This is a genomic window from Paenibacillus sp. J22R160 (assembly GCF_059692135.1).
Map to the genome: position 1 here is coordinate 1 of NZ_JCAUAU010000035.1, position 25,229 is coordinate 25,229.

Here is a 25,229-nt window from a genome sequence, read left to right on the forward strand (position 1 = left end):
ATGGCGGAGGGGACCCACGCGTTCCCATCTCGAACACGACCGTTAAGCCCTCCAGCGTCGATGGTACTTGAACCGCAGGGTTCTGGGAGAGTAGAACGTTGCCAAGCAGTACCCCAATGGGGTATTTTTTTGCTGGATTAAACAGCAGACTTGTATAGTTATAGGCCCTTAGCTCAGCTGGTTAGAGCGCACCCCTGATAAGGGTGAGGTCGGTGGTTCGAGTCCACTAGGGCCTACCATATTCCCTGATAGCTCAGTTGGTAGAGCACTCGACTGTTAATCGAGTTGTCACAGGTTCGAGTCCTGTTCGGGGAGCCACTTTCGAAATATTCGAGCGGTAGAAGATGTGCCATAGGAAATCAAGTAGACGTTATATGCGTCTCGAAGATTTAGTTCCATTCTTCACCGTCTCTTTAGATAGATAGGAGTCATCTTGTGTGAAGGTTTCACCTATTTCTTCTTGATCCCATGGAGGCTTAGCTCAGCTGGGAGAGCATCTGCCTTACAAGCAGAGGGTCGGCGGTTCGATCCCGTCAGCCTCCATTTCATCTAGGCTCGGTAGCTCAGTCGGTAGAGCAGAGGACTGAAAATCCTCGTGTCGGCGGTTCGATTCCGTCCCGAGCCACCACTTATAGGGGCATAGTTTAAGGGTAGAACAAAGGTCTCCAAAACCTTTGGTGTGGGTTCAATTCCTGCTGCCCCTGTTCAAAATGAAGACATCACAATTCAGTTATACGTCAAGGAGCTGCCACGGCAGCTCTTTTTGCAATTCAATTATTAATAAAGGATGGCATTTCTAATATTCAATTTTTAATAGAGGTTGGTATCATTAAATATTTCATTTTCAATAAAGTTAGGTATTGTTATTGTTTTAGCATCGCTATCATTGCGAGCTGTTCGCTTAGAACTCGTCAAGACCCATAATTTCATTTATAATCGTGCAAGATATCGCACAAAATACGTCGTACTAGTGGTAGATGATGTAAATCCAGATGAAGGAGTCTGTTATGACGGTTTATTGCAAGGTTCTTATTGTTGATGACGAGATGTTGGTGCGTCAGGGCATCCGACATCTCTTGGATTGGGAAAGCGAAGGATTTCAAATCGTGGGTGAAGCCTCCAACGGCAAAGAGGCGTTAGAGATGGTCCATTTGTTCCAACCGAACATTGTATTGACGGATATCGTCATGCCGGTGATGGATGGCGAAGAATTGACGAGAATCGTAAAGGGCATGTACTCGGAAATCGAAATCGTCGTGCTCAGCAGCTTTGGAGAATTCGAGTATGTTCGTTCTACGTTTCAGAGCGGTGTTGCGGACTATATGTTAAAGCCAAAGCTGGATGCTGTGTCCATGTTAGCAGTTCTGAAGAAAACGGCAGAGCGCATTCCTGCTTTTCAACACTCAGAATGGAAAAATGATAGTGAAAAAAAGCAGTCCGTCGATTACATACTGGACAAGCTCATATCGGGTTATTCCGTAGATTATGACATAAATGTATTAAGTGCGATATTTCCGTATACTAGCTTTGTTTTGCTAACGGTGGTTCAGGATAAAACTGTTTCATTGACCCGAAATGAGGAATGGTTAGAAGCGGCCCTCAAAGCGATTACTCAAAATAGGGATAAACACGTCATTACACGCCGTCTTTCACATCAAGATGGCTATATTCGCTACCTGCTGAATCTAGACAACTCTGCGCATGAGGACGCCGTCCAGATAGTCCAGCAGCTGGTCCAAGCCAGCGATAAAGGTCATATGTCCATCATAGTGGCGCTCAGCCGTATTTTTGAACATCTCCATGAGCTGAACGACATTTATACCAATGACATGCTGAAGGTGTTGGATCACCGTTTCTTTTTACCGGATCGTCGGCTTCTCATTGTCCATGAGTTGGAGAAACAGGCAGAGAAGGGTGTTCCATTTGACATGGAGGCATTCACTGCTGAGCTGAACCATCAAGAGTTCGACCTGGCCTTTGGGCGTCTCAGCACCTATGCTCACTCTATGAATGGCAGACTGGATACCGACATGTTCGAGTTTAAATCTTTTTTGGACCACAGCCTGTTTAATATTATTGTTACGCTAAAGCATTTTCATTATGAGGCTAGTTCTTTGGATGAAGGGAAATACGAGTATTTTCGCGCCATTCATGAAGCTGAGCATATTGGTGAAGTGATCCTTTTGTTAGAAAAGTTTTTGAATGAGGCCATATCGTGTGTGAGCGATAATCGAACGGGTTCTCCAGGCATTCAGAAAATTTTACTGTATATGGACAAACATTTTTCGCAGCCATTGACACTAACTGAGGTCGCCAAACACTTCCACTTCAATCCTTCCTACTTGTCCAATTACTTTACTGTTCATAATAAAGAAGGCTTTAATGAATATTTGAACCGGATTCGGATAGACAAAGCATGTACATTGCTGCGCGAAAATCCTAATCTCTCAATTTCAGAGATAAGCAATCTCGTCGGATACTCGGATCATAGTTATTTCACGAAAGTGTTCCGCAAGCTGATGGGCATATCGCCAAGTCACTACCGCAAAAAATAAGCAGGAAGGGACTACGATCAATAATGGGAGCATGGGTAAAAAAGTTAACCGATCAAAGTCTGTTTACTAAAATGTTTTTTGTGATGGTCGTAAGTATTATTTCCGTTACGATTTTAATCTCGTGGGTCACGATTCAGATGTCGCAGAAGCTTTTTGTCCAGACGTTCAGTATTACCAATTCTAAAATTATAAATCAGATCAAAACAGGATTAGATGCCATTCATTATTCTAATGTAAATATTGCAATTAGTGTTGCGCAAAGTGGCGGAATTAGAAGCTTCCTAACGGAGGCTGATACCGATTCATTAACCAATTTCAAAACGAACTTCAGTATGAGTGAGCAGATGAAGCGAATTCAGTCCGGGATTGGGGCCAAAAATATTGGCATCAGCGTCCTGGGTACGAATGGCAGGAACTACGTGAGCGACGTTACCTACTGGTCTGGTTCCTCTAAGGAGCTGCAGAGCAGCCCGATTACGCAAGAAACATGGAAGCAACCCGGTCGTGTGCTATACAGCTTCATGCGTGCGGGAACATGGGGCTCGAATGAAGATCGCGTTGTTGCAACGAAAGCGTTGTTTTCGTCAGAAAGCAAAGATGGTTACGGAACGCTCTATATGATGATTAGAGAAAGTGATTTTAAGAAAATCTATGCGAGCTTTACTAGTCAAGGCAATGATGTCATGATTTTGAATCAAAATGGCTTGATTGTCTCTAGCAACAGGGAGGAGTTGATCGGAACGACATCCGAGGAACTCCTGGCAGGCGCCAAGCAGATGGACCAATCCCAAAAGACAAGTCAAGAAATGACTTTGTTTCATCATGATGTCATCTTTTTGGCAGATTATTTACCGTTGTATGATTACTATCTCGTCAATGTGATCGACAAGCAAATGACACTTGGCCATATGCTCAATAGGAAGGCCTTAATCATGATAAGCGCTGGCATCGCATTGACGGCTGTGCTTGTTGTCTATGTGATCACGCGTAGAGTGACGCAATCTTTAAGGACGCTTGTTATGAAGATGTCGAACATAACCAAAAAGAATTTTCTTAATTACATGGCGGTGACCGGCTCGTATGAGACAAGAGAGCTTAGCAATGCTTACAACTATATGCTCGACGAGCTTAACGACTATATTCTCCAGTTAGTTGAAACGCAGCAGGAGCAGCGCAATGCAGAGTTAGCCGCACTTCAGCAGCAAATTAACCCTCATTTTCTATATAACACGCTGACTTCCGTTAACATTCTTGTGCAACAAGGGAGCAAGGAGAAGGCTACGGAAACGATACATGCGCTGATTTCCCTCCTGCAAAATACGATTAGCAATGTGAAAGATACGATATCTGTTGAGCAGGAACTACTCAATTTAAAACATTATGTGTTCATTAATCAGGTGCGCTATGGGAATGGCATCAAAGTTGATTATTTCGTATCGCCCGACTGTTTGAAGTCACAAGTGCCCAAATTAATGCTCCAGCCCTTTATTGAAAATGCGTTTTTTCATGCGTTTAATAAAAAAAGCTCGGGATATATTTATGTCATCATCACGAAGGAAGGGGACACGCTGCACTGCGAAATCGTTGACAATGGCGATGGCATGGACCTTACGGAAACCAAAAGCGAGCAGCGTGCCTCTACGAGTGCTAGACAGCTTTTTACAGGAATTGGCATACGCAATGTCCATGATCGCATCCTGCTTCTGTACGGAGAGGAATATGGTGTTTCCATTACGAGCACGCTTGGACAAGGAACTAAAATAGCGATTAGCCTTCCCTGGAGAACTTAGCAAGACCCCCCATGTATAGAAATCTAAAGAAAGTACAAATTATAAATAAAGTACCAATATAGTCATTATGATAGCGGATACAATACACAAGAATTTCGCTAATTATGACAAATTATTTTCTAACGGAAGGGATTTCCGAGATGCTATTCTTGTAAAAGAAAGCATTTTCAAAAAATCTAAACTACACGGGGGGCGCACATGAATAAGAAAGTTTCAACCATTTTATTGGCTAGTTTTTTGCTGCTGTCGGCATGCTCAAGTAAAGCACCTGACACAACAGGCACGGGGACCGGTACTCCAACTGCAACGGACAAAGGTGCTGCGAAAGAAATTACGGTCTGGGCTTGGGATAAGAACTTCAACATTGCAGCGATGAAGCTGGCACAAGAGGCCTATGCGAAAGATCATCCTGACGTGAAAATAAACATCGTTGAATACGCGCAAGATGATATTATTCAGAAGTTGAACACAGGTTTAAACTCTGGGACAACGACGGGTCTACCGAATGTTGTGTTGATCGAAGATTACCGTGCTCAAAGCTTCTTGAAAACGTATCCTGATTCTTTTCAAGATCTGTCAGCATCCATTAAAGCATCCGACTTCGCTGAATACAAAATCGGACCAACAAGCTTGAATGGGAAACAATATGGCGTTCCATTTGATTCCGGAGTAACAGGCATGTACGTCCGTTCAGATTACTTACAACAAGCAGGTTATAAATTAGATGATATGAAGGACCTTAATTGGCAGCAATTGATTGAAATCGGTAAAGCGGTTAAAGCTAAGACAGGTAAGGATTTGTTAACACAGGATCCAAATGACCTCGGGTTGATTCGTATGATGATCCAATCCGCAGGTTCTTGGTATCTGAAAAGCGATGGATCTACACCGGATCTGAAAGATAATGCAGCGCTTAAAGATGCTTTTGCGACATACAAAGAATTGATGTCTGCTAATATCGTTAAAATCACTTCAGATTGGAATTCTTTCCTAGCCGGTTTTAACAGCGGCAGTGTTGCGAGTGTACCGACAGGCAACTGGATTACGCCTTCGATTAAGTCACAGGCTGACCAATCAGGGAAATGGGCAGTCATACCTTTTCCTAAATTGAAAAACACAGCGAGTTCTGTACACGCATCTAACCTTGGAGGCAGCTCCTGGTATGTATTGAATAATCCTGGTAAAGAAGCAGCAACTGAATTTCTTGCAAAAACACTTGGTTCCGATGTGAATCTGTACCAGAAGTTACTTACGGACGTTGGTGTGATCGGTACCTACAAACCGGCGGCACAAGGAGAAGCCTACTCGAAAGCAGATGATTTCTTCGGAGGTCAGAAGGTCATTTCTGATTTCGCAACGTGGACGAATCAAATTCCTAAAGTAAACTACGGCATGCATACGTATGCGGTTGAAGATATTCTGAAAGTAGAAATGCAGAACTACCTGAAAGGCACGGATATTAATAAGGTGCTAAGTGATGCTCAGTCTCAAGCGGAGTCTCAAATTAAGTAATTTTTTCCAATTAACCTTATGGGCGCTGACCTCCGAAATGCATGTATGTGCAAGCGGGGGACAGCGTTTCGATTTTTAAATGTAATATAGGAAGGATCTGGATAAATTGAATTACTCGATGAATAACCGTGTAAAGCTGACAGGTTGGCTGTTTATCGGAATAGCGGTATTGATGATTTGTTTATTTTACTTCTATCCGATGATACAGGCGTTGCTGCTGTCATTCAAAACAGGCGCAGGAGCTAATCTGCATTTCAATGGAATAAGCAACTATAAGCGGCTTTTTAGCGATAAAACGTTCTTTACAGCGGTAAAGAATACGTTTCTCTACTTAATCATTCAAGTACCGATTATGATCGTTCTGGCGATGATGATCTCTGTCTTATTGAACGACAGCAAGCTTCGATTCAAAGGATTTTTCCGCACAGCGATCTTCTTGCCATGTGTGACCTCGCTTGTTGCATACTCCGTCGTATTCAAATACTTATTTGGCAATGATGGACTTATCAACTTAGCTTTAGTAAAAATTCACTTGATTGCACAACCTATTCAATGGATTTCCGATCCTTTCTGGGCGAAAATTACCATTATCATTGCCATCACATGGCGCTGGACAGGGTACAATATGATTTTCTTCCTTTCCTCTTTGCAAAATATCGACAGTTCGATTTATGAAGCAGCACGCATCGACGGAGCCTCTCCGTTCAAACAGTTTTTCTTTATTACGTTCCCAATGTTAAAACCAATTGTTCTATTTACGTCGATTACATCAACGATCGGGACCTTGCAATTGTTCGACGAGATCATGAATATTACGAAGGGTGGCCCAGGTAATGCAACCCTCTCCATATCGCAGTATATTTACAATCTTTCCTTCAAGTACACACCTGATTTTGGCTATGCGGCGACAGTTTCCTATTCGGTTGTAGCTATGATCATTGTGTTATCTGTCCTTCAAATCAAATTGGCAGGTGATAAATAATGAGAGTACTCAATCGCACAATTGTATATGTCTTCCTTTTTGCCGTAGCTGTCATATCGATTTTTCCGTTCCTATGGATGGTAATTAGTTCTACGAATCTTTCTGTAGATGTTACGCAGGGAAGAATGTTACCAGGATCCCATTTTATCGATAACTATAAAAAGCTGATTGATTCCATCAACCTCCTTCCTGCCCTATGGAATTCCCTGAAGATTTCATTAACCACTACGATATTGGCCCTTTTGGTTGCTTCGCTCGCGGGATATGCCTTCGAAGTTTATCGGAGTAAAGCCAAAGATGTCGTATTCAACTTGCTGCTAGTCTCCATGATGATCCCATTCGCAGCATTGATGGTTCCGCTTTACCAAATGTTCTCCGGCTTGTCGCGGAGTGTTCCTCTTATTGGAATTAACACGATGAATGCGGTTGTTCTTCCAACATTTACAACAGCATTTCTTATTTTCTTCTTTCGCCAAAGCTCGAAAATGTTTCCGAGAGAGCTTCTGGAAGCAGGACGCATGGATGGATTAACGGAGTTAGGGTTGTTTTTCCGAATTTTTATGCCAACCATGAAAACGACCTACTCAGCTGCAGCTATTATTACGTTCATGTCAAGTTGGAACAATTACTTATGGCCGCTGATTGTCTTGCAAACACCGGAGAAACGGACAATTCCTTTATTGATTTCAAATTTGGGTTCTAGTTATGCACCGGATTTCGGGGTCATCATGACCGCTATCGTGATATCGACGATTCCGACAGCACTTGTGTTTTTCCTCATGCAAAAGCAATTTGTCGCTGGTATGGTTGGTTCCGTAAAATAGGGGCTGATAACAGTCAAAAAATAGATGTTATTTCAGGTTTATTTCTCAGGAGGCATTATTCATGAAACAATCGGTACCAAGCCTTGATTGGTTGCAAGATGTGCGTGTATTTCGAGTAAACAGGTTGGATGCTCATTCTGACCACCGCTATTATCGCTCGATGGCTTCTGCTGAAGCAGACGCACCTATGGACATGCGGCATAGCTTGAACGGGAGCTGGCAGTTCAGCTATGCGCCAAACCCTGCGAGCCGTGTGCAATCGTTCTTTCAAACGGATTATAACTGCAGCAGCTGGGAGTACATCCAAGTGCCAGGGCATATTCAAATGCAAGGCTGGGGACATCCGCAGTATGTCAACACGATGTATCCTTGGGATGGCGTAGAAGCGCTGCGTCCTCCACAAATTTCGCAAGAGCGTAACCCCGTGGGCAGCTATGTGAAGAATTTTCAACTACCTGACACGATGAAAGGAAATCCGGTTTATATCTCTTTCCAAGGCGTTGAATCAGCTTTCTACATATGGCTTAACGGGGAGTTCGTCGGTTATAGCGAAGACAGCTTCACACCAGCAGAATTTGACCTAACGCCTTATATCCGCGAAGGTGAGAATAAGCTGGCGGTTGAGGTTTATCAGAGAAGTACTGGAAGCTGGCTGGAAGATCAGGATTTCTGGCGGTTGTCAGGTATTTTCCGAGATGTATACTTATATACGGTTCCAAAGGTACATGTATGGGATCTTCGTGTGAAGGCAGACCTGGATGATGCGTATGAGGAAGGATTGCTTGAAATGGATCTCTCGCTCCGAGATGACCATGCAGAAACGGTTTCTGCTGCGCTTGAGTTGAAGGATGCAAAAGGGAAGACGATTCTTACAGAAACAGGGAAATTCCGAAATGGCAAACTCTCCTTCAACCTTGCAGTAGGAAACGTTCAACCATGGAGCGCAGAAAATCCTTATTTATATGCTGCTTGTATCTCGATTTACGATGAGAAAGATGAATTGGTTGAGGCCATCGTGCAGAAGACAGGCTTCCGTCGTTTTGAAATGAAAGACAAGCTGATGTGCTTAAATGGCAAACGGATTGTATTCAAAGGTGTAAACCGCCATGAATTCAACTGCCGCAGTGGACGAGCCATTACGAAAGAGGATATGCTCTGGGACATTCAAACGCTAAAACAGAGCAACATCAACGCTGTTCGGACCTCCCATTATCCGAACCAAACTTTATGGTACGAGTTATGTGACGAATATGGCGTCTATGTCATCGACGAAATGAACTTGGAGACTCACGGCTCATGGCAGAAAATGGGGGCTGTTGAGCCTTCGTGGAACATTCCAGGCAACGATATGCAGTGGCAGGATATCGTACTTGATCGTGCGATTTCTATGGTAGAGCGCGATAAGAATCATCCTTCGATTCTCATCTGGTCATGCGGCAACGAGTCGTATGCCGGCCAAGTCATTTTGAATGTAGCCGACTACTTCCGTGAGACGGACCCAAGTCGACTTGTTCACTACGAGGGTGTATTCCATAATCGTGCGTATGACGCCACTAGCGACATGGAAAGCCGAATGTATGCCAAGCCTGCGGACATTGAGGCTTATCTCAACAGCCAACCGGCCAAACCGTATATCAGCTGCGAATATATGCACGCTATGGGGAATTCAGTCGGAGGTCTTCATAAGTATACAGAGCTGGAAACCAAATATCCGATGTATCAAGGCGGCTTTATTTGGGATTATATCGATCAGGCTATTGTCAAAAAGGATCGATATGGCCGTGAGTTTTTGGCATATGGCGGGGATTTCGAGGACCGTCCTACGGATTACAGCTTTTGCGGAGATGGCCTTGTCTTTGCAGATCGTCAAATAAGTCCTAAGATGCAGGAAGTCAAATTCCTTTATCAGAATATCAAGCTGGAACCTAACAGAAGCCATATTAAAGTCATTAACGAAAATTTGTTTGTGAATACAGATCAGTATGTGCTTGAATATCGTCTTTATCATGAAGGCACGGAAGTTGGCAATGGGTTTAAGGATGTTGCCGTTGCAGCACAAAGTGAAAGCATCATTCCGATCGAACTGCCAGATGTGAATGGGCAACCAGGCGAATACTGCATCCAAGCTTCCTTGGTGCTTAGAGAGTCTGCGATATGGGCTGACGCTGGGTTTGAGACGGCTTATGGTCAATCCACTTTCGTGATACAAGCAAGTGGTCAGAAGGAACAACCTTCCGGTGAAGTCAAAGTGGCGGAGGGAGACGTCAATATTGGCGTCACAGGGAAAGGTTTCTCCGTCATTTTCTCGAAGCAGGTAGGATCCCTCGTATCGCTTAGATACCATGGTCGGGAGATGATTGCGCTACCTCCGGCTCCGTTATTTTGGCGGGCTACCACAGATAACGACAAAGGAACCGCTATGGGGTTCACGGCTGGCGCATGGTATGCTTCGAGCCTGGCGCGCAGATGTGTCAGCACCGAGCTGAAACAGGAGAAGAGCTCGGCAACGGTTGCTTTTGATTACAGATTCAGCATTAGCTCTGAAGTAACCGTTCGTATTGCCTATACGGTGTATGCGGATGGAACAATTCGCGTGCACACGCACTACAAAGGAGCAGCAGGTCTGCCGAATCTCCCGATTCTTGCTGTTTCCTTCAAGATGTCCGCTGATTATAACCAGTCAGAATGGTATGCAATGGGGCCGGAAGAAAACTACAGCGATCGCAGCCATGGAGCTCGCTTGGGGATGTTCAGCCGTCAGGTTGATGAATTACCAACCCCTTACCTCGTTCCACAGGAATCGGGTAATCGAACTGGTGTTCGCCGTGTGAATGTGACGGACGTGAATGGTATCGGTCTGACGATTAAGGCTGATCCAACTGCTCCTGTAGAATGCAACTTGTCGCCATATACGGCATTTGAGCTTGAGCATGCTGATCATGCTTATGAGCTGCCGGATGTTCATTATACTGTTGTTACGGTCGCTGGCAAACAAATGGGTGTCGGCGGCGATGACAGTTGGGGAGCGCCTGTGCATGAGGAATATCAGATTCCAGCTAATCAGGAGATCTCGTTTGAGTTTGTCATTGCTAGTGCAGGAAAGTAATAATAGAATTTAAAAAAGAGGTTGTCCCTTTGGTTATGAAATAACCGGGGGACGGCCTTTTTTTTGTTGTAGCTAGGGCGGTGCAGGAGAGGGCAGGACAGGGAGGGTAGAGCAGAGCTGAGCAGATCAGATCAGGGCAGGGCAGGGCAGGGCAGGGCAGGGCAGGGCAGGGCAGGGCAGGGCAGGGCAGGGCAGAACAGAGCAGAGCAGAACAGAGCAGAACAGAGCAGAGCAGAACAGGGAACGGAACTACAGTCCCTTATTTTGAAGAGGCATCATTTTCAGATTAAGCGGAACTACGGTACGCTATTGCTGCCGATTTGTCCGTTTTCCCTTCGAAAACGGACAAATAACGAACCACAGTTCCCTCTCGCGCGGAAAAGGAGGCGATTCGAAGAAATAGCGTCCTGTAGTTCACTTCGGATAAGCTTGTACCGTATCTGACCGCATGAAAAGTAGCTAGATAGATACTGCTGAGAGCGCCGATTAGGCTCTCTCAAGGGGAAGTGAGCGTTCGTGCGGCGGAAAAAGTCAGCTGAGAGCGCCCAAAAGGCTGCCTCATCGCATGAAAAGTAGCTAGATACTGCTGAGAGCGCCGATTAGGCTTTCTCAGGGGAAGAGAACGATCGAGCGGCGGAAAAAGTCAGCTGAGAACGCCCAAAAGGCCGCCTCACCGCATGAAAAGTAGCTAGATACTGCTGAGAGCGCCGATTAGGCTCTCTCAAGGGGAAGTGAGCGTTCATGCGGCGGAAAAAGTCAGCTGAGAGCGCCCAAAAGGCTGCCTCACCGCATGAAAAGTAGCTAGATACTGCTGAGAGCGCCGATTAGGCTCTCTCAGGGGAAGTGAGCGTTCGTGCGGCGGAAAAAGTCAGCTGAGAGCGCCCAAAAGGCTGCCTCACCGCATGAAAAGTAGCTAGATACTGCTGAGAGCGCAGATTGGGCTCTCTCAGGGGAAGAGAGCGCTCGTGCAGCGGCATTTTTAAAATCGCGAGAATGTTGTAGGCAAGCTATCACACGAAATAGATTGCCATAATATTACAAGAAATGCCTGATATCTGTAAATACAAATGGATGTAGAGACATATATGCTTGATATGCGCTCACTTTTGATTTGAGGGTAATACCAATTTGAAAACGAGAGGAGGTATTCTCAATAAGAAAATAGATGCTGTTCGTTTCATCATCAGTGAATCCAGTACTTCAAAGAGGAGAATTGTACAAATGAAAACGACCAAAAGGCTTGTGCAGCTATTTATCTTTTCTATGCTAATCTGCCTCATTCTTCCGTATAGCTTGTCCAAAAGCCATGCGGCAGATTCCAATTCCAATGCAACCAATTATGGTTTGAAGGCGGATTATTACAAGAACTCCGGACCGGGTGAGTTTAGGTTTGAAGACTTGGTAACGACGGTGGTCGATCCGTACATTAATTTTAGTTCATTGGAAGGAGCATTCACGACATTGGTCGGACAGAACAATCGTGTGAATGTGAGATGGACAGGACAGATCACACCAGAATTCTCTGAAAATTATACGTTCTGGATGACGGGTGATAACGGTTTCAGACTGTGGATCGATAACAAATTAGTCATTGATCATTGGGTCGCTGACTGGGATAAAGAACAAACAAGCAGTCCAATAGCACTGGTAGCCGGGGAGAAATACGACATTAAAGTGGAGTATTTCGAGAATGACGGTGGATCCAACTTGTTTTTACGTTGGGGCAGCCCAAGTGTGCCGAAGCAAATTGTACCTGCGACAGCCTTCACGTTGCCTGTAGATTTTGAGAATAGCGGGCCAGTCGCTGGATCGGTTTTACCCGATGGTTTGCATACTGAATTTATATTTGCAGAAGCATTAACGGAGCTTGGCAGTAACGCGCGTGAGCAGCTTTCCGCTAATGTGCTAGGAAAGGATTGGCCGATTAAATCGGCAGTTCTCAAGTCTGGCGATCCGAAAACGATCCAAATCGAGTTTGAGTACCCCATGTATTTCCAAGATGCTCCTATGGCAAATATAGGATATACCGGTGGTGGCGCCCTTGTATATGCTGCAAGCAGCAAGCCGGTCAAAGATTTCTATCTTGCAATCAAAAATGACTCCACCTATCAGATTGAAACGCCGTGGGCAAGCCAGGTCGATGCGAATAATCCGTTGCCGGATTATCCAAGACCGCAAATGGTTCGTGATCAGTGGCTGAACCTGAATGGAAAATGGGAATTCCAAGCAGCCAAACAAGGGGATGCGCTTCCGACAGGTCACAAGCTTAAAGAGCACATCACGGTACCGTTTGCTGTGGAATCCAGGCTTTCAGGTATTCAACGCCAAGAGCAGCTTATGTGGTACAAGCGAAATTTCACGGTGCCGCAAAATTGGAATGGCCAGCATGTGAAATTGAATTTTGGCGCAGTGGATTACGAAACGGACGTATATGTGAACGGAGCAAAGGTAGGAAGCCATAAAGGTGGATACACATCCTTCAGTTTCGATATAACGGACCAATTGAAAGCCGGAGAGAATGAATTGATCGTTCATGTCCTCGATTATACGGATACCCAAGGGGATCAAATCAAAGGGAAACAAACAGTTGTTCAACCAGGAGGCATTTGGTATACGTCGGTGTCTGGCATTTGGCAAACGGTTTGGCTGGAGCCTGTTGATAGCGCTAGCATTGATCGGATGAACATGGTGCCAGATATTTGGAGTGGCCGGCTGAAGCTGACTGTTGATGCGGTAAATGGAGCAGGTAAAACAGTAGAGGCTGTGGCTCTGAAAAATGGCGTTGAAGTCGGTCGCATTAGCGGAAATGCCGGTGCTGAATTGCTGCTTCCGGTACCGAATGCGCGATGGTGGACACCCGATGACCCGTTCCTCTACGATCTAAATGTGTCGTTGAAAGATGGCGAAACAATCATCGATCATATAGACAGTTACTTCGGTATGAGAGAAGTAAAGTTGGGGAAAGTCGATGGTATCCAGCGCCCGATGCTGAACGGGAAATTCGTCTTTCAGATGGGAACTTTGGATCAAGGATACTGGCCAGACGGTCTTTATACAGCGCCAACAGATGACGCTTTGAAATTTGACATTGAAGCTGAGAAGCGGATGGATATGAACATGATCCGCAAACATATTAAGATTGAACCCGCCCGTTGGTATTACTGGGCAGATAAATTGGGACTTCTCGTTTGGCAGGACATGCCAAGCGGAACGAGCAGAGATGTATCGGCTCTGCCGCAATATTATAAAGAATTCGATGAAATGATCAAGCAATTGCAGAACTCGCCTTCCATTATTGTCTATATTGTCTTTAACGAAGGTTGGGGCCAATTCGACAACGGTGGAAATTATACCAGAGAAGCCATCGCGCATGCGCTGAAGGCAGACCCGACTCGCCTCATTAATGGTGTTACCGGGTGGTATGATGCCGGAGGCGGTGAAAATGAGTCCAAGGCAGGACATTTCCTCGATTGGCACAAGTATCCGGCGCCCGAGTCGCCGACTCCTTCGGAATATCGGGCAGCAACGCTTGGTGAATACGGAGGTGTAGGCCTTCGCGTGCCAGGGCATGAGTTCAGTCCCTTGACGGTATATGCTGGACTAGCAATGAACACGAAGGAAGAGTTAACGGATCAGTATATTAGTTATATCAATACGATCAAAATGCTGAAAAATAAGCCTGGACTTAGTGCGGCCGTATACACCCAAATCTCGGATGTCGAATACGAGATCAATGGATTATTAAGCTACGACCGCAAAGTGGAAAAGGTTGATTTCGCTCGCGTTGCCGCAGCACATAGGGAATTAATAGGCACTAGCAATAAGTCCGATCTCATGACTAGTATTCAAGCAGCGAAGCAAATTCGTGATAACGCTGTTGTAGGAGATGGACCAGGACAGTACAAGCAGCAAGTCGTGAATATTTTCTCAGCTGCAATTGCGAACGCACAAGCTGCATATGAGAACGATCAAACCACCGCGGACGGTATTAAAGCAGCGATTGCTGCTCTAGATGCAGCCGTCAAGCAATTCCGCGACAAAGCTAACAATCCTCTGCCTTTTAACGATACATTTGATGATTTGAATGCAGAAGGTTGGACGACATACAGCGGTGAATGGAGTGCTGCTAGCGGTAAGTACACTGTGATTAACGGTGAAGGTTATAAAGCTGTGGCTAAGGATACGAAATTTCAAGACTTCACTTATGAAACGGATATCTCCATGAGTGCTAGCCCCAATTTGGCTAATGCCGGCGTCATATTCCGAGTGAATAACCCGACCGTTGGAACAGATAACTTGCAAGGATATTATGCAGGCATTACACTCGCTGGTCGCGTTCAACTGGGCAAGCTAAATAATAATTGGACAGAACTGGCGAATAAAGCTGCCCCTCCGATCAGCGTAGATACGGTTTATCGATTAAAGGTTGTTGCCAAGGGACCAAACATTGACGTTTATGTTAACGACACGCTTGCAGCTAGCGCGGTTGACAGTACCTTTACCGAAGGCGCTATCGGGGTCCGCACATACAAGGCTAATGCAACATTTGATAACATTCGTGTAACGGAAATGGAAGATGCGGTACAACCAAGCATGACATTGGACGGAGCTAGCCTTGTCAAAGAAGGCTCGACGTTTGCTGTAAAGCTTGGTGTATCAAGTGTAACAAACACGGTGTACGGGTCAGATGTTACGCTGAATTATCAAGCAGATTTGTTCGAGCTGCAGCAAGTAGACTCAGCTGCTGAAGGAATTGCCGTCGTTCATTATGTTGATGATCACAATGGCAGCGTTCGCATGGTGCTCGCGAACATTGGGGGAGATGATCAAAGTAAGCATGAAACACCGCTTGTTACGCTCCAATTTAAAGTGAAGGGTTCTCCAAATTCCTCTGGTAACATCTCGGTGCTCAAAGCCATCTTGGCAGATGAGAAAGGCATGGAGACAGAAGCTGTACCCGCCGAGCTTGCGGTACGGATTGAGGGCTACGTCTCGGACGGCGATTTGAACCATGACAATAAATACTCCATTGGTGATTTGGCGATTCTTGCCACCCATTATGGGAAGAATAGCAGCAGTCCGGATTGGAATGTTGCTAGAGCAGCAGATTTGAATGGCGATGGTAAAGTGGACATCGAAGATCTGGCGCAAATGGCACAGAAGGTTTTGAATCAATAAGAAGAATGGAATCATGGCTTTTACAGCATGATTCCATTTTTTTTGTTCTAACTTTCTTTTGTTTAAGCCCACATCCAATAAATGGCAATGGTTCAATCGAAAAATTTGCTATAATGAACTGCGGACATTTTCGGATGGGAAGTGAAGCTTTATCATGGTGGTGCGATTTAAGGCATATGGCCATGCTCTTTTGAACAAATATCTTTCAGGGGAATCTATCGATTATCGTCAGGTCATTTCGTTGTTTCTCCCAATCCTCATCGACCAGGCCTTCCTTGTCGGCTTAAGCTTGGTGAACACCGCGATGATTAGTTCATCGGGCGTGGCGGCGATCAGCGCGGTAAGCATGGTCGATTCGCTCAATCTTTTCTTAGTTAACGTATTTGTCGCCTTGGCGACTGGTGGTACAGTCGTGGTAGCCCAGTACAAGGGAAGCGGTAACGAAAAGATGGTATCCAAAGCGGCGGCAAGCTCGCTATCAGCGGTCACTTTAGTTGCGTTAGCGATCAGCCTGCTGGTCCTGCTGTTTTATCATCCAATACTGAAGGTGCTATTCGGAACGGCGGAGCCGGAGGTGTTCTCCCATGCCGGTACCTATTTGGTGGGAAGCGTCGTATCTTACACGGGGATCGCAATCAAGGAAGCGGTCAACGGAGCGCTAAGAGGGATCGGCAGGACGAGAGTGACCTTGGTGCTGTCTTTGATTATGAACCTCACCTACGTGCTGCTCAATATCCTATTTGTCCACTATCTGGATATGGGTGTTCTTGGATTGAGCGTGGCCGTGAATATTTCCCGGTATTTAGCGGCGGGTTGCGCCTTATTCTATCTGTTTCGTATGGATGCCAGCCTGCGAATTCGGCTTAAAGATGTGCTCGACTGGAATTTCTCTATGTTTAAGAAAATCATGTTCATCGGGGTGCCTTTCGCAGCGGAGCAGTTATTTTTTAACGGGGGAAAAATGTTAACCCAAATCTATATTGTGAGTCTGGGCACCTATGCGATTGCAACGAACGCTATCAGTTCGGTAATCGCTATGCTGCTGCAAATCCCTGCAATCGCATTGTCTACTGCGTTAGTCACGGTGGTAGGGCAGTGTATCGGGAGGCGCAATATTGAGGATGCACGCAAATTTACGAGATCATTTCTGTGGCTGTCGTCTGGCTCCCTCTTATTGATGGGGCTGCTTTTGCTCCCGTTCTTCAATCCGCTTGTGGGTCTGTTCCGCCCTCCGGCAGAAATTATGGACGATCTGTATCTCATTATGCTGGTTAATCTGTTAGCTCAAGTTCCTCTATGGTCAATCAGTTTTCTGCTGCCTGGTGCACTGCGCGCTGCTGGGGATTCGCGTTTCACCTCGATCTCTTCCATGCTGACCATGTGGTTGTTTCGGGTTGTGCTCGGCTACGTGTTTGGCATCACCTTAGGTTTCGGTGTTATCGGGGTTTGGGCGGCTATGCAATTGGAATGGGGCGTTCGCGGGGCGGTTTTCCTCTGGCGGTATTATGGGGATAAGTGGTATAAACACCGCTTGGTTGAGCCCGCGAGCGGGAAGTAAGAGAGCCTCTTTCAACTTGGTCATTTGAGAGCTTGTTTGCTAGCGTAATACTTGGGCAGCACACCTACCTTTTTCTTAAACATGCGCAGGAAGCCCGTGTAATCATTGAATCCTGACCCCATGCAGGCTTCGGTAACGTTGTAACCTTCTGTGAGCATTTTTTTGGCAAGCGCAATCCGTTTGTAGATGATGTATTCATGGATGGTACTGCCCGTATGTTTTTTGAAAAGCCTGCTTAGATGATATTTGCTAATAAAAAACATTTTCTCAAGCCGTTCGAGCGTCAAATCTTCCGTAAGATGTTGATCGAGATAGGCTAGGATAGGGCTCAATCTTTTCGGCAAATCCATGCCGCTTTCCTTTACCTGATTGGTATAAAAGAAGCGATGCACCAGAACAAGAATTTCAATCAAACAGCCAAGTTTAATCAGGGAATCACCTGGGAATGGATGGTTGATGATTTCATTATATTTCGTAAACAAATCAAGCAAAGCGGAGGATTGTTGTTCGCTGAGCTTGATTTTATTTTTTTCACCAGCGGGACGATCGTAGAAGCATTGAAGCGGTTTCAAAGCGTCGGTTTGAAAAAGAGCAATTAGAGCCGGATTAAATTCAATCGTTACACGCTCATATAAGTCATCCGTCGTGAGCGCAGGCTTATGAATTTCATGCTCATTGGTAATGATGAGATCACCGAATTCCAGGGGATACACCGTTTTGTCAACGAAATAGTTCACATCGCCACGAATTAAGAAAAAGATCTCACAGCCTTGATGCAAATGAAAGTGAACATTAAAGGGAGCCGTTCGAATGGCATGGCGAAATTTCACATGTTCATCAAACTGCTCTAAGTAGTCAGAAACCAAGAAATTACCCCCCCACGATATGAGCAAGTTTATCCACTTTTGAGGCAATTTCATCAAGGAAGTGGTAATTGTAATGATATAGGATGATAGTGTGATATTCAATAGATTTGGGAGGGAAGTACATATGAGTAAGCAGAAAATCAAATTTGGACTTGTCGGAATTGGAAATATTGGTAACACGCATTTGAAATATTTGAGTGCGATGGAGCATGTCACTATTGTTGGCGTTTGTGATGTAGATAAAGAAAAAGCCGATTTGAATGCCAAGACTTATGGGACTACAGCTTATTACAATGCCGTAGATTTATTGGATCAGTCCGGGCTGGATGTCGTCATTATCGCGGTTCCCCATTATGATCATCCAACCATTGCAATAGAAGCTTTCCAACGGGGGATTCATGTCATGTGCGAGAAACCGATAGCGGTTCATGTTAATGATGCTAAGCGCATGATTGATGCTTATGAAACTTCCAAAGAGACATATCCTGGACTCCAGTTTGCCATCATGTTTCAAGAAAGAACGCTCCCCTTTTATGCAAAACTCAAAGAAATCGTGGACAGCGGAGAGCTGGGCCAACTCACTCGTGCTACTTGGATTCATACCAAATGGTTTCGCTCCCAGTCCTACTACAATAGTGGTGGATGGCGTGCGACATGGGCTGGCGAGGGCGGCGGCATCCTGACCAATCAATGTCCGCACACGCTGGATATGTACCAATGGTTGTTCGGATTGCCTTCGTTGATCTCTGGTCATGCGCATATTGGCAAATATCATGATATTGAAGTTGAGGATGAGGTAACCGCTTACTTTGAACATGCGAATGGGATGATCGGGCATTTAATCGTGACAACAGCTGAACTCCCGGGAACGAATCGCCTAGAAATCGTGGGGGATACTGGAAAGCTCGTGCTGGAGAACGGTAAGCTGCTTCACTATAAGTATCCAGAATCTATGCTTACGTTCACGAGAGAGACCGAACAAAAATTTGCTATTTGGGAGATCGAGCCGGAGGTCGTTGAGGTGGATGCTGACGCTCCAAATGGACATCATATCGTAACTGGCCGCTTAGTTGACCGCCTCCTAGGCAAGAAGACAGATTTAATTGCCGAAGGTCCTGAAGGGCTTGGTTCCTTGACCTTGGCGAATGGCATCATGCTGTCTTCCTTCCAGAAGCGCCCTGTCCAGGTGCCAATTGACGGCAATGCCTTTCAATCTCACCTAGACGAACTTATCAAAACATCCACTTTTGTGAAAAAAATCGTTGCGAATTCAACGGCGGCTCACGAGGATATGTCAGCTTCTTTCGGCAGCAGCAAATAATAAAGGAGAGATGGCCATGCTTAAAGCTAAGATCACTTGTTTTGCCGATGAAATTTCGCAGGATCTAGAAGAGCAGTTAGATGTGCTGCAGCAAGAGGGGATCTCGCATATTGAGTTGCGCAATGTATGGGGTAAAAATGTTCTGATGCTGGATGATGAGGAGCTCGCCGCCATCCGGCAAACGCTGAATCAACGTGGTTTTCAGGTATCTTCCATTGCTTCACCAATCGGTAAATATCCGGTTGCGGAAGACTTCGGGCCGCAATTGCAATCGATCCAGCAGGCGATTCAGGCAGCTCACGTGTTAGGGACCCCCTATATTCGTATATTTTCCTACCATCCGCCGGAGAATGCGAGCCTGGATACGTGCAGAGACGAAGTGCTGCATCGAATGAAGCAATTGACGGAAATTGCTGAACAGAATAACGTCATCCTCATTCTGGAGAATGATAATGATTTGTACGGCACTACAGATGAACGTTGTTTGGAAATTTTGCAGCATTGCGCATCCGATTCTCTGCGTTTGGCCTTCGACCCTGGCAACTTTGTTAAGAATGATATTAAACCGATGAAGGACGCGTATCCGAGACTGAAAGCCTATACCGATTACATTCACATTAAGGATGCAACGTTCGAACCGAAACAATTTGTTCCTGCCGGAGCGGGAGACGGAGAGCTTGATACTCTGCTGCTCACTTTAAAAGAGAGAGGTTATGACGGATTTCTGTCTGTTGAGCCGCATCTGCAGCATTATATGCCGCATGCCAGTAATCCTAAACGTGTAGTTACTGCGGTACGCGCGCTCAAGCAGTTGCTTGAACGAGCGGATTACCAGTGGGAGTAACGCATTAATAAGAAGTTGTGATAGAAATTAGAGCTACAAAAAAGAGCTTAATCCATTCGGATTGGCTCTTTTTTTAGATAAACGACGTATCCTACATATCGGGGCAAGTTATATTCGTGAATGGAGGTTCGATTGTTACGTGATTCAAGGCGTTTCTACAAGTTTATTTCTTCCCAAGGAAACCTTCCTTGAAAATATTCAATAAATATTCGAGGGTTGTCGGATCGCTATACGTGGAAGCTTCTGTATCAATCTCGATGACGTGCTTGTTCTTGACTGCCGGAATGTTGTTCCATGTGTCGGTTTTCATGAATGAATTATTGGCTGCGGTACTTCTGCTGAGGACAAGGTAGTCACCGGCATAATTCGGTATAACCTCTTGTGAAAGCGCATAGTAGCCTGGGCCAAGCGCATCCTTTTTGACTTTTTCAGGCATATTTAGACCCATTGCTTGGTAAAGGACCTCGGTACCGCGAGCCCAGTTATTGCCGAATACATAGAAGTCCTTCGAATCTGTTTCGATGACGGACACAGTGACTTGCTCACCGATTTTGGCTTTGATTTCTTTGCCTAGTTCAGCCGAACGTTTCTTGAAATCATCCATCCACTTTTGCGCATCTTTCTCTTTATTCAGTAATTTACCGATTTCAAGCTGCTGGGCCAGATAGTCCAGTTTGCCCCACGTATAGACAACAGTAGGCGCAATTTGTTTTAACTTTTCGAGATTTTTCGATTCGGAGCCGGCGATAATCAGATCCGGTTTCTGCTCAATGATTTTCTCAAGCTCATTCTCTGAAACAACGGGGACGCCTTTAAGCTTTTCTTTGAAAAGGGGGTTCTTATTCGTCCATTCGTCTACTCCGACCAGTGTGCCGCCTAGCGATAACACGTTCGGTGCATTTGTCAGGGCTACGATACGCTTAGGATTCGCTGGAACTTGTACAGGTCCTGTCTCGGATGCATAGTTGATCGTGTCAGAAGCCTCTTTGGCAGCGGCTGGCGCACTCGAGCTTTGCGGGGATGCTGCAGGGCTATTGTTCGTTGCCTTGTTACCGCAAGCGGAGATAGCGAACATCAACGAAAGAATAATAGGAATAAATAACTTTTTCTTCATCTTGGAGTCTCCTTAAATGTGGAACTAAACCACTCATTAATTGATAATGATTATCGATATCATCTAAACTAATATAAAATCTAGTTTCATGTTTGTCAACGAGAATCTCATGTTTTATCAGATGCGTAACTGGCTCATGCATCTGTTTTTCCTGTCTAGCTCCCAACATGATATAATGAACCGGATTAACAGCAGGAGATGATGGTCGGATGGGGTTCGTGAGATTTAACCTAGCATATTTGAAAAATAACTTGTTCATGAGATTGCTGCTCCTGTTCTCTCTGATTACGATTATTACGATTATTTCCTTTTCCATATTCATGTATCATTCGATGTCGCAAGCCGCAATCAATCGTGAGCTGGATATACAAAAGAAAGCCATGATGAACGTTAATACTTATTTAGGGCAGAAATATGATTCGGCGCAGTCCATTCTATTCGGATTATATCGGGATAGTTCGCTGGCTGCGGGCGTATCCTTCATGCTGCAGCACCCCTTTCAAGAATATGTGCAGCATAGCCTTGAACAGAATAATTTAGGCGGAAACAGCACATGGAATGATGGGTTGGAGTATTTCAAAAACCACGTGGAAGATGACGAGGATATTCGCAATTTGATGTTATACAGCGTGGATCAACAGGTCTTATACGTATTAAGTCACAGTCGGCCGATGCGGATGATAACCACGAACGCGGCTCATTCTTATATTCCGGAAGTAATGGCGCTCGATAGCAAGAGCGTCTCGCTTCCGAATATTTGGGTGCGCGAAGCCGCGGATCAATGGGATAACCATTTATATGCCGTACGGACGCCAATCAATGATAGACAAACGTTGAAAAACATAGGTCAGCAGCTTGTGTATTTCAACTCGGACAGCATTTGGAAAGTGTTATCCGATGAGCAGAAAGAGCTGAAGGGGACGATTCTCGTTCTGTCGTCAGAGGGAGGTGTATTGTTCGACTCCTCTGATCAGTATTATGGCAAGGCCTACCCGTATATGGATCAAGTGAATGCGATGTACGAGCGCAGCGATATGAATAAAACGAATTATGTGTCGAAGCTTACGCAAGCCAAAGGGGATTTCATCGTCGTCGGCCTGATGCCCAAAGAGGAGCTTTCAGCTTCTTCGTGGCGAATTGGGAGCACGATTTTTTCAATTAGTGCGGTTTGTATTTTTATCGCAATTTTACTGCCGTCGTTGGTCGTGCTGAATGTCGCTAAGCGTACTAACCTGATTATCCGCTTCACGCGGAAGGTTAAACAAGGCGATTTGACCGTACGAATTCAGGACATACGAGAGGACGAGCTAGGCCAGATTTCCCGCAGTTTTAACGAAATGATCGACGAATTGAACCAATATATCGACCGGGTATATAAAGCGGACATTAAGCAGAAGCATACGGAATTAACGGCCCTGCAAGCCCGCGTTAATCCTCACTTTTTATATAACACACTAGAAGTGATTCGCATGAGGGCGATTTCACAAGGTGCTCATGACGTCGGCGAAATGATTTACAGCTTATCAGCGTTATTCCGAAGCTTTGTCCAGCAGAAGAAAATATACACGTTGAAGGACGAGCTCGAAGCGTGCCGCTTGTATTTGGAGCTGTTTCAGATTCGATACAAAGATAAATTTACGTATGCAATGGAATGGGACCGGAAGCTTGCTCCTATTCGTATCATGAAAATGTCGCTGCAGCCTATTATTGAAAATTACATCGTGCATGGGTTGCGAAACGAGAGTACCGACAATGAGCTGCTCATTCGAGTAAATCAAGTGGAGGAATTCCTGCACGTTCAAGTGATAGACAACGGGAACGGGATAACGCCAGATCGTTTGAAAGAGATCGAGCAGTTCCTACAAGTGGATGAGTCGGAAGAAGAATCTTTTGGTCTGCGAAGCATTCATCAACGACTGAAGCTTCTCTATGGAAGTAAATATGGCTTAGATCTGCGAAGCACGCCAGGGCATGGAACGACCGTTGATGTATGGCTGCCAATAGACGGCGGGAAGGAGGATTACGATGTTTAGGGTTTTCATTGTTGATGATGAACCATTTATTGTTGAAGGCTTGTATGACATCATCGATTGGGCAGAAGCTGATCTTGAAATTGTCGGGCACGCAAGCAACGGTCAGAAGGCTCTGGAAGCTTTACAGGAAACTACCGTGGATATCTTGTTGACGGATATCTCCATGCCTGTGATGAATGGGTTGGATTTGATTCGCAATGCCAGGATACGCCACCCGGATTTGAAAGTGATCGTGCTCAGCGGATTCGATGAGTTTACTTATCTAAAAGAAGGTATGATGCTGGGCATCGAAAATTATTTGCTGAAGCCTATTAACATCAAAGAGCTGAAAGCAACTCTTCACAATACGGTTGAGAAGCTGAACTCTTTTAAAGAGACACGTTTGGTTCAAGCTTACAGCAAGCAAATTTTGAAGGATAACACCTTGCAGCGTTGGCTGACGCATCAGATTGCTCCGACGGAATTCTACGAACGAGCGGATCTGCTGGGTATCAACCTAGATTGCTCATATATGGCTGTCTCCGTTGTACGAACAGAATCCGATGCCTCCGAGGTTTTTGAGTACCTCACACAACGATTAGAAGCCTATGACTGGTTGACTTCCTTCTACGATATGGATGGAGATATCGTGCTGCTTGCTGCTATGAATGATGTGGACCGCGGCAGAAAAGAGTTAAAGAATATTCTTCGGCAATTTCAAATCGAGCTTCATGATCGTTTACTCCGAATCACCGTAGGCAGCATAGAGCAGCTTCCTGAACAAACAGGCGAAAGTTACACAAGCGCGAAGAAAGCACAGGAGTATTTCTGGGTATACCCAGAGCTCTACATGATCGATGCAAGCGAATTAGAGTTCCACGAAGGTCATCCTAAGGCGGATTTCTCGCTCATTGACTGGTCCTCCTATGCCAAACTTATCGTTGGCAAGGATCAAGAAAACTTAAAGCTGCAAATTCAAAATGATTTCAAGCGGATTCAGGCCTTGCCAGGAATTACACCGCAAGATGTTCAGGATATTGCTTTTGAGATGGTGATTCATTTTAAAATGGAACTGAAAGCGATCCGCCACACCGAGGATCAAGACGTGTACAACCAAGCTTTTCAACAAATCAGGAGCTCTGAGACGCTTGATGATGTGGAAAATGCGATCCTGGAAGTTGCTGACCTGACGGTTGGATTATTAATATCCGACGTTCGAAGTCCGATTGTGCAGCAAGTCTTGAAATATATCCACGAATCGTACGCAGATGAGCTTTCGCTCAAAATGCTAGGTGCACATTATCATATTCACCCGGTATATTTAGGGCAGTTGTTCCACAAAGAGATTAATGAGTCGTTTACGGAATATATTAATCGGTACCGGATCGAGAAAGCGAAGGAACTGCTCAAGACCACCAATTTGAAGGTTCATGTCATTGCCAAAGATGTGGGGTATTGGGAAGTCGGTTATTTTTATAAACAATTTAAGAAGTATGTGGGAATATCCCCGACTGATTATAGAGGACTGCTCTAGGGAAAACTGGAGTGCAGTCCTTTTTTTGTTTTT

Annotated in this window: 14 protein-coding genes, 5 tRNA genes and 1 rRNA gene; 18 read left to right on the forward strand and 2 right to left on the reverse strand. The window is 45.2% G+C overall.

Translation table 11 applies throughout. The features are described 5' to 3' along the window. From rrf to AC58UW_RS32465, 14 genes are all read left to right on the forward strand, one after another. A 5S ribosomal RNA gene (gene rrf / locus AC58UW_RS32400) occupies positions 1–107 on the forward strand; the annotation flags it as partial. Positions 108–162: 55 nt separating this feature from the next. After that, a tRNA-Ile gene (locus AC58UW_RS32405) sits at positions 163–239 on the forward strand. A gap of 3 nt (positions 240–242) precedes the next feature. Then, a tRNA-Asn gene (locus tag AC58UW_RS32410) sits at positions 243–318 on the forward strand. A gap of 152 nt (positions 319–470) precedes the next feature. Then, positions 471–543, forward strand: a tRNA-Val gene (locus AC58UW_RS32415). 9 nt (positions 544–552) lie between these two features. Beyond that, positions 553–628, forward strand: a tRNA-Phe gene (locus AC58UW_RS32420). 5 nt (positions 629–633) lie between these two features. Next, positions 634–704: transfer RNA gene (locus AC58UW_RS32425), tRNA-Trp, on the forward strand. Between the two features lie 303 nt (positions 705–1,007). Then, positions 1,008–2,555: a response regulator gene (locus tag AC58UW_RS32430; protein WP_497424621.1), complete on the forward strand. Its 1,548-nt coding sequence runs from the start codon at positions 1,008–1,010 to the stop codon at positions 2,553–2,555. A gap of 23 nt (positions 2,556–2,578) precedes the next feature. After that, positions 2,579–4,345 (forward strand): cache domain-containing sensor histidine kinase, encoded by a 1,767-nt coding sequence (locus AC58UW_RS32435; RefSeq protein ID WP_497424622.1) that lies wholly within the window; start codon positions 2,579–2,581, stop codon positions 4,343–4,345. Positions 4,346–4,543: 198 nt separating this feature from the next. Then, the gene (locus AC58UW_RS32440; protein WP_497424623.1) at positions 4,544–5,857 is read left to right on the forward strand and encodes an ABC transporter substrate-binding protein; all 1,314 of its coding nucleotides are present in this window, start codon (positions 4,544–4,546) and stop codon (positions 5,855–5,857) included. A gap of 118 nt (positions 5,858–5,975) precedes the next feature. Then, positions 5,976–6,839: a carbohydrate ABC transporter permease gene (locus tag AC58UW_RS32445; protein WP_497424624.1), complete on the forward strand. Its 864-nt coding sequence runs from the start codon at positions 5,976–5,978 to the stop codon at positions 6,837–6,839. Next, entirely contained in the window at positions 6,839–7,663 is an 825-nt protein-coding gene (locus AC58UW_RS32450; protein WP_497424625.1) for a carbohydrate ABC transporter permease, read from the forward strand. The genes AC58UW_RS32445 and AC58UW_RS32450 overlap by 1 nt, the downstream gene beginning before the upstream one ends. Before the next feature lie 61 nt (positions 7,664–7,724). Next, complete coding sequence (gene lacZ, locus AC58UW_RS32455; protein ID WP_497424626.1) at positions 7,725–10,769, forward strand: beta-galactosidase, LacZ type; 3,045 nt, start codon at positions 7,725–7,727, stop codon at positions 10,767–10,769. A 1,221-nt stretch (positions 10,770–11,990) separates the two neighbouring features. Further along, complete coding sequence (locus tag AC58UW_RS32460; RefSeq protein WP_497424627.1) at positions 11,991–15,947, forward strand: PA14 domain-containing protein; 3,957 nt, start codon at positions 11,991–11,993, stop codon at positions 15,945–15,947. A gap of 154 nt (positions 15,948–16,101) precedes the next feature. Then, positions 16,102–17,505, forward strand: coding sequence for an MATE family efflux transporter (locus AC58UW_RS32465; RefSeq protein ID WP_497424628.1), 1,404 nt, complete (start codon positions 16,102–16,104; stop codon positions 17,503–17,505). 20 nt (positions 17,506–17,525) lie between these two features. Here the strand turns inward: AC58UW_RS32465 and AC58UW_RS32470 are convergent, their stop codons facing one another. Then, complete coding sequence (locus AC58UW_RS32470; protein ID WP_497424629.1) at positions 17,526–18,371, reverse strand: AraC family transcriptional regulator; 846 nt, start codon at positions 18,369–18,371, stop codon at positions 17,526–17,528. A gap of 124 nt (positions 18,372–18,495) precedes the next feature. On the opposite strand from AC58UW_RS32470, the gene AC58UW_RS32475 reads away from it, so the two are divergent. Further along, positions 18,496–19,692: a Gfo/Idh/MocA family protein gene (locus tag AC58UW_RS32475; RefSeq protein ID WP_497424630.1), complete on the forward strand. Its 1,197-nt coding sequence runs from the start codon at positions 18,496–18,498 to the stop codon at positions 19,690–19,692. Between the two features lie 16 nt (positions 19,693–19,708). Next, entirely contained in the window at positions 19,709–20,536 is an 828-nt protein-coding gene (locus AC58UW_RS32480; protein ID WP_497424631.1) for a sugar phosphate isomerase/epimerase family protein, read from the forward strand. A 163-nt stretch (positions 20,537–20,699) separates the two neighbouring features. Here the strand turns inward: AC58UW_RS32480 and AC58UW_RS32485 are convergent, their stop codons facing one another. Then, on the reverse strand, positions 20,700–21,650 hold the full coding sequence (locus AC58UW_RS32485; RefSeq protein WP_497424632.1) for an iron-hydroxamate ABC transporter substrate-binding protein: 951 nt from the start codon (positions 21,648–21,650) through the stop codon (positions 20,700–20,702). A gap of 209 nt (positions 21,651–21,859) precedes the next feature. Here AC58UW_RS32485 and AC58UW_RS32490 point away from each other — a divergent pair, with 209 nt between their 5' ends. Both AC58UW_RS32490 and AC58UW_RS32495 read left to right on the forward strand, forming a co-directional pair. Further along, positions 21,860–23,683, forward strand: a complete 1,824-nt coding sequence (locus tag AC58UW_RS32490) for a sensor histidine kinase (RefSeq protein ID WP_497424633.1) — start codon at positions 21,860–21,862, stop codon at positions 23,681–23,683. Further along, positions 23,676–25,196, forward strand: a complete 1,521-nt coding sequence (locus AC58UW_RS32495) for a response regulator (protein ID WP_497424634.1) — start codon at positions 23,676–23,678, stop codon at positions 25,194–25,196. Before AC58UW_RS32490 ends, AC58UW_RS32495 begins: the two co-directional genes overlap by 8 nt. The last annotated feature ends 33 nt before the right edge of the window (positions 25,197–25,229 follow it).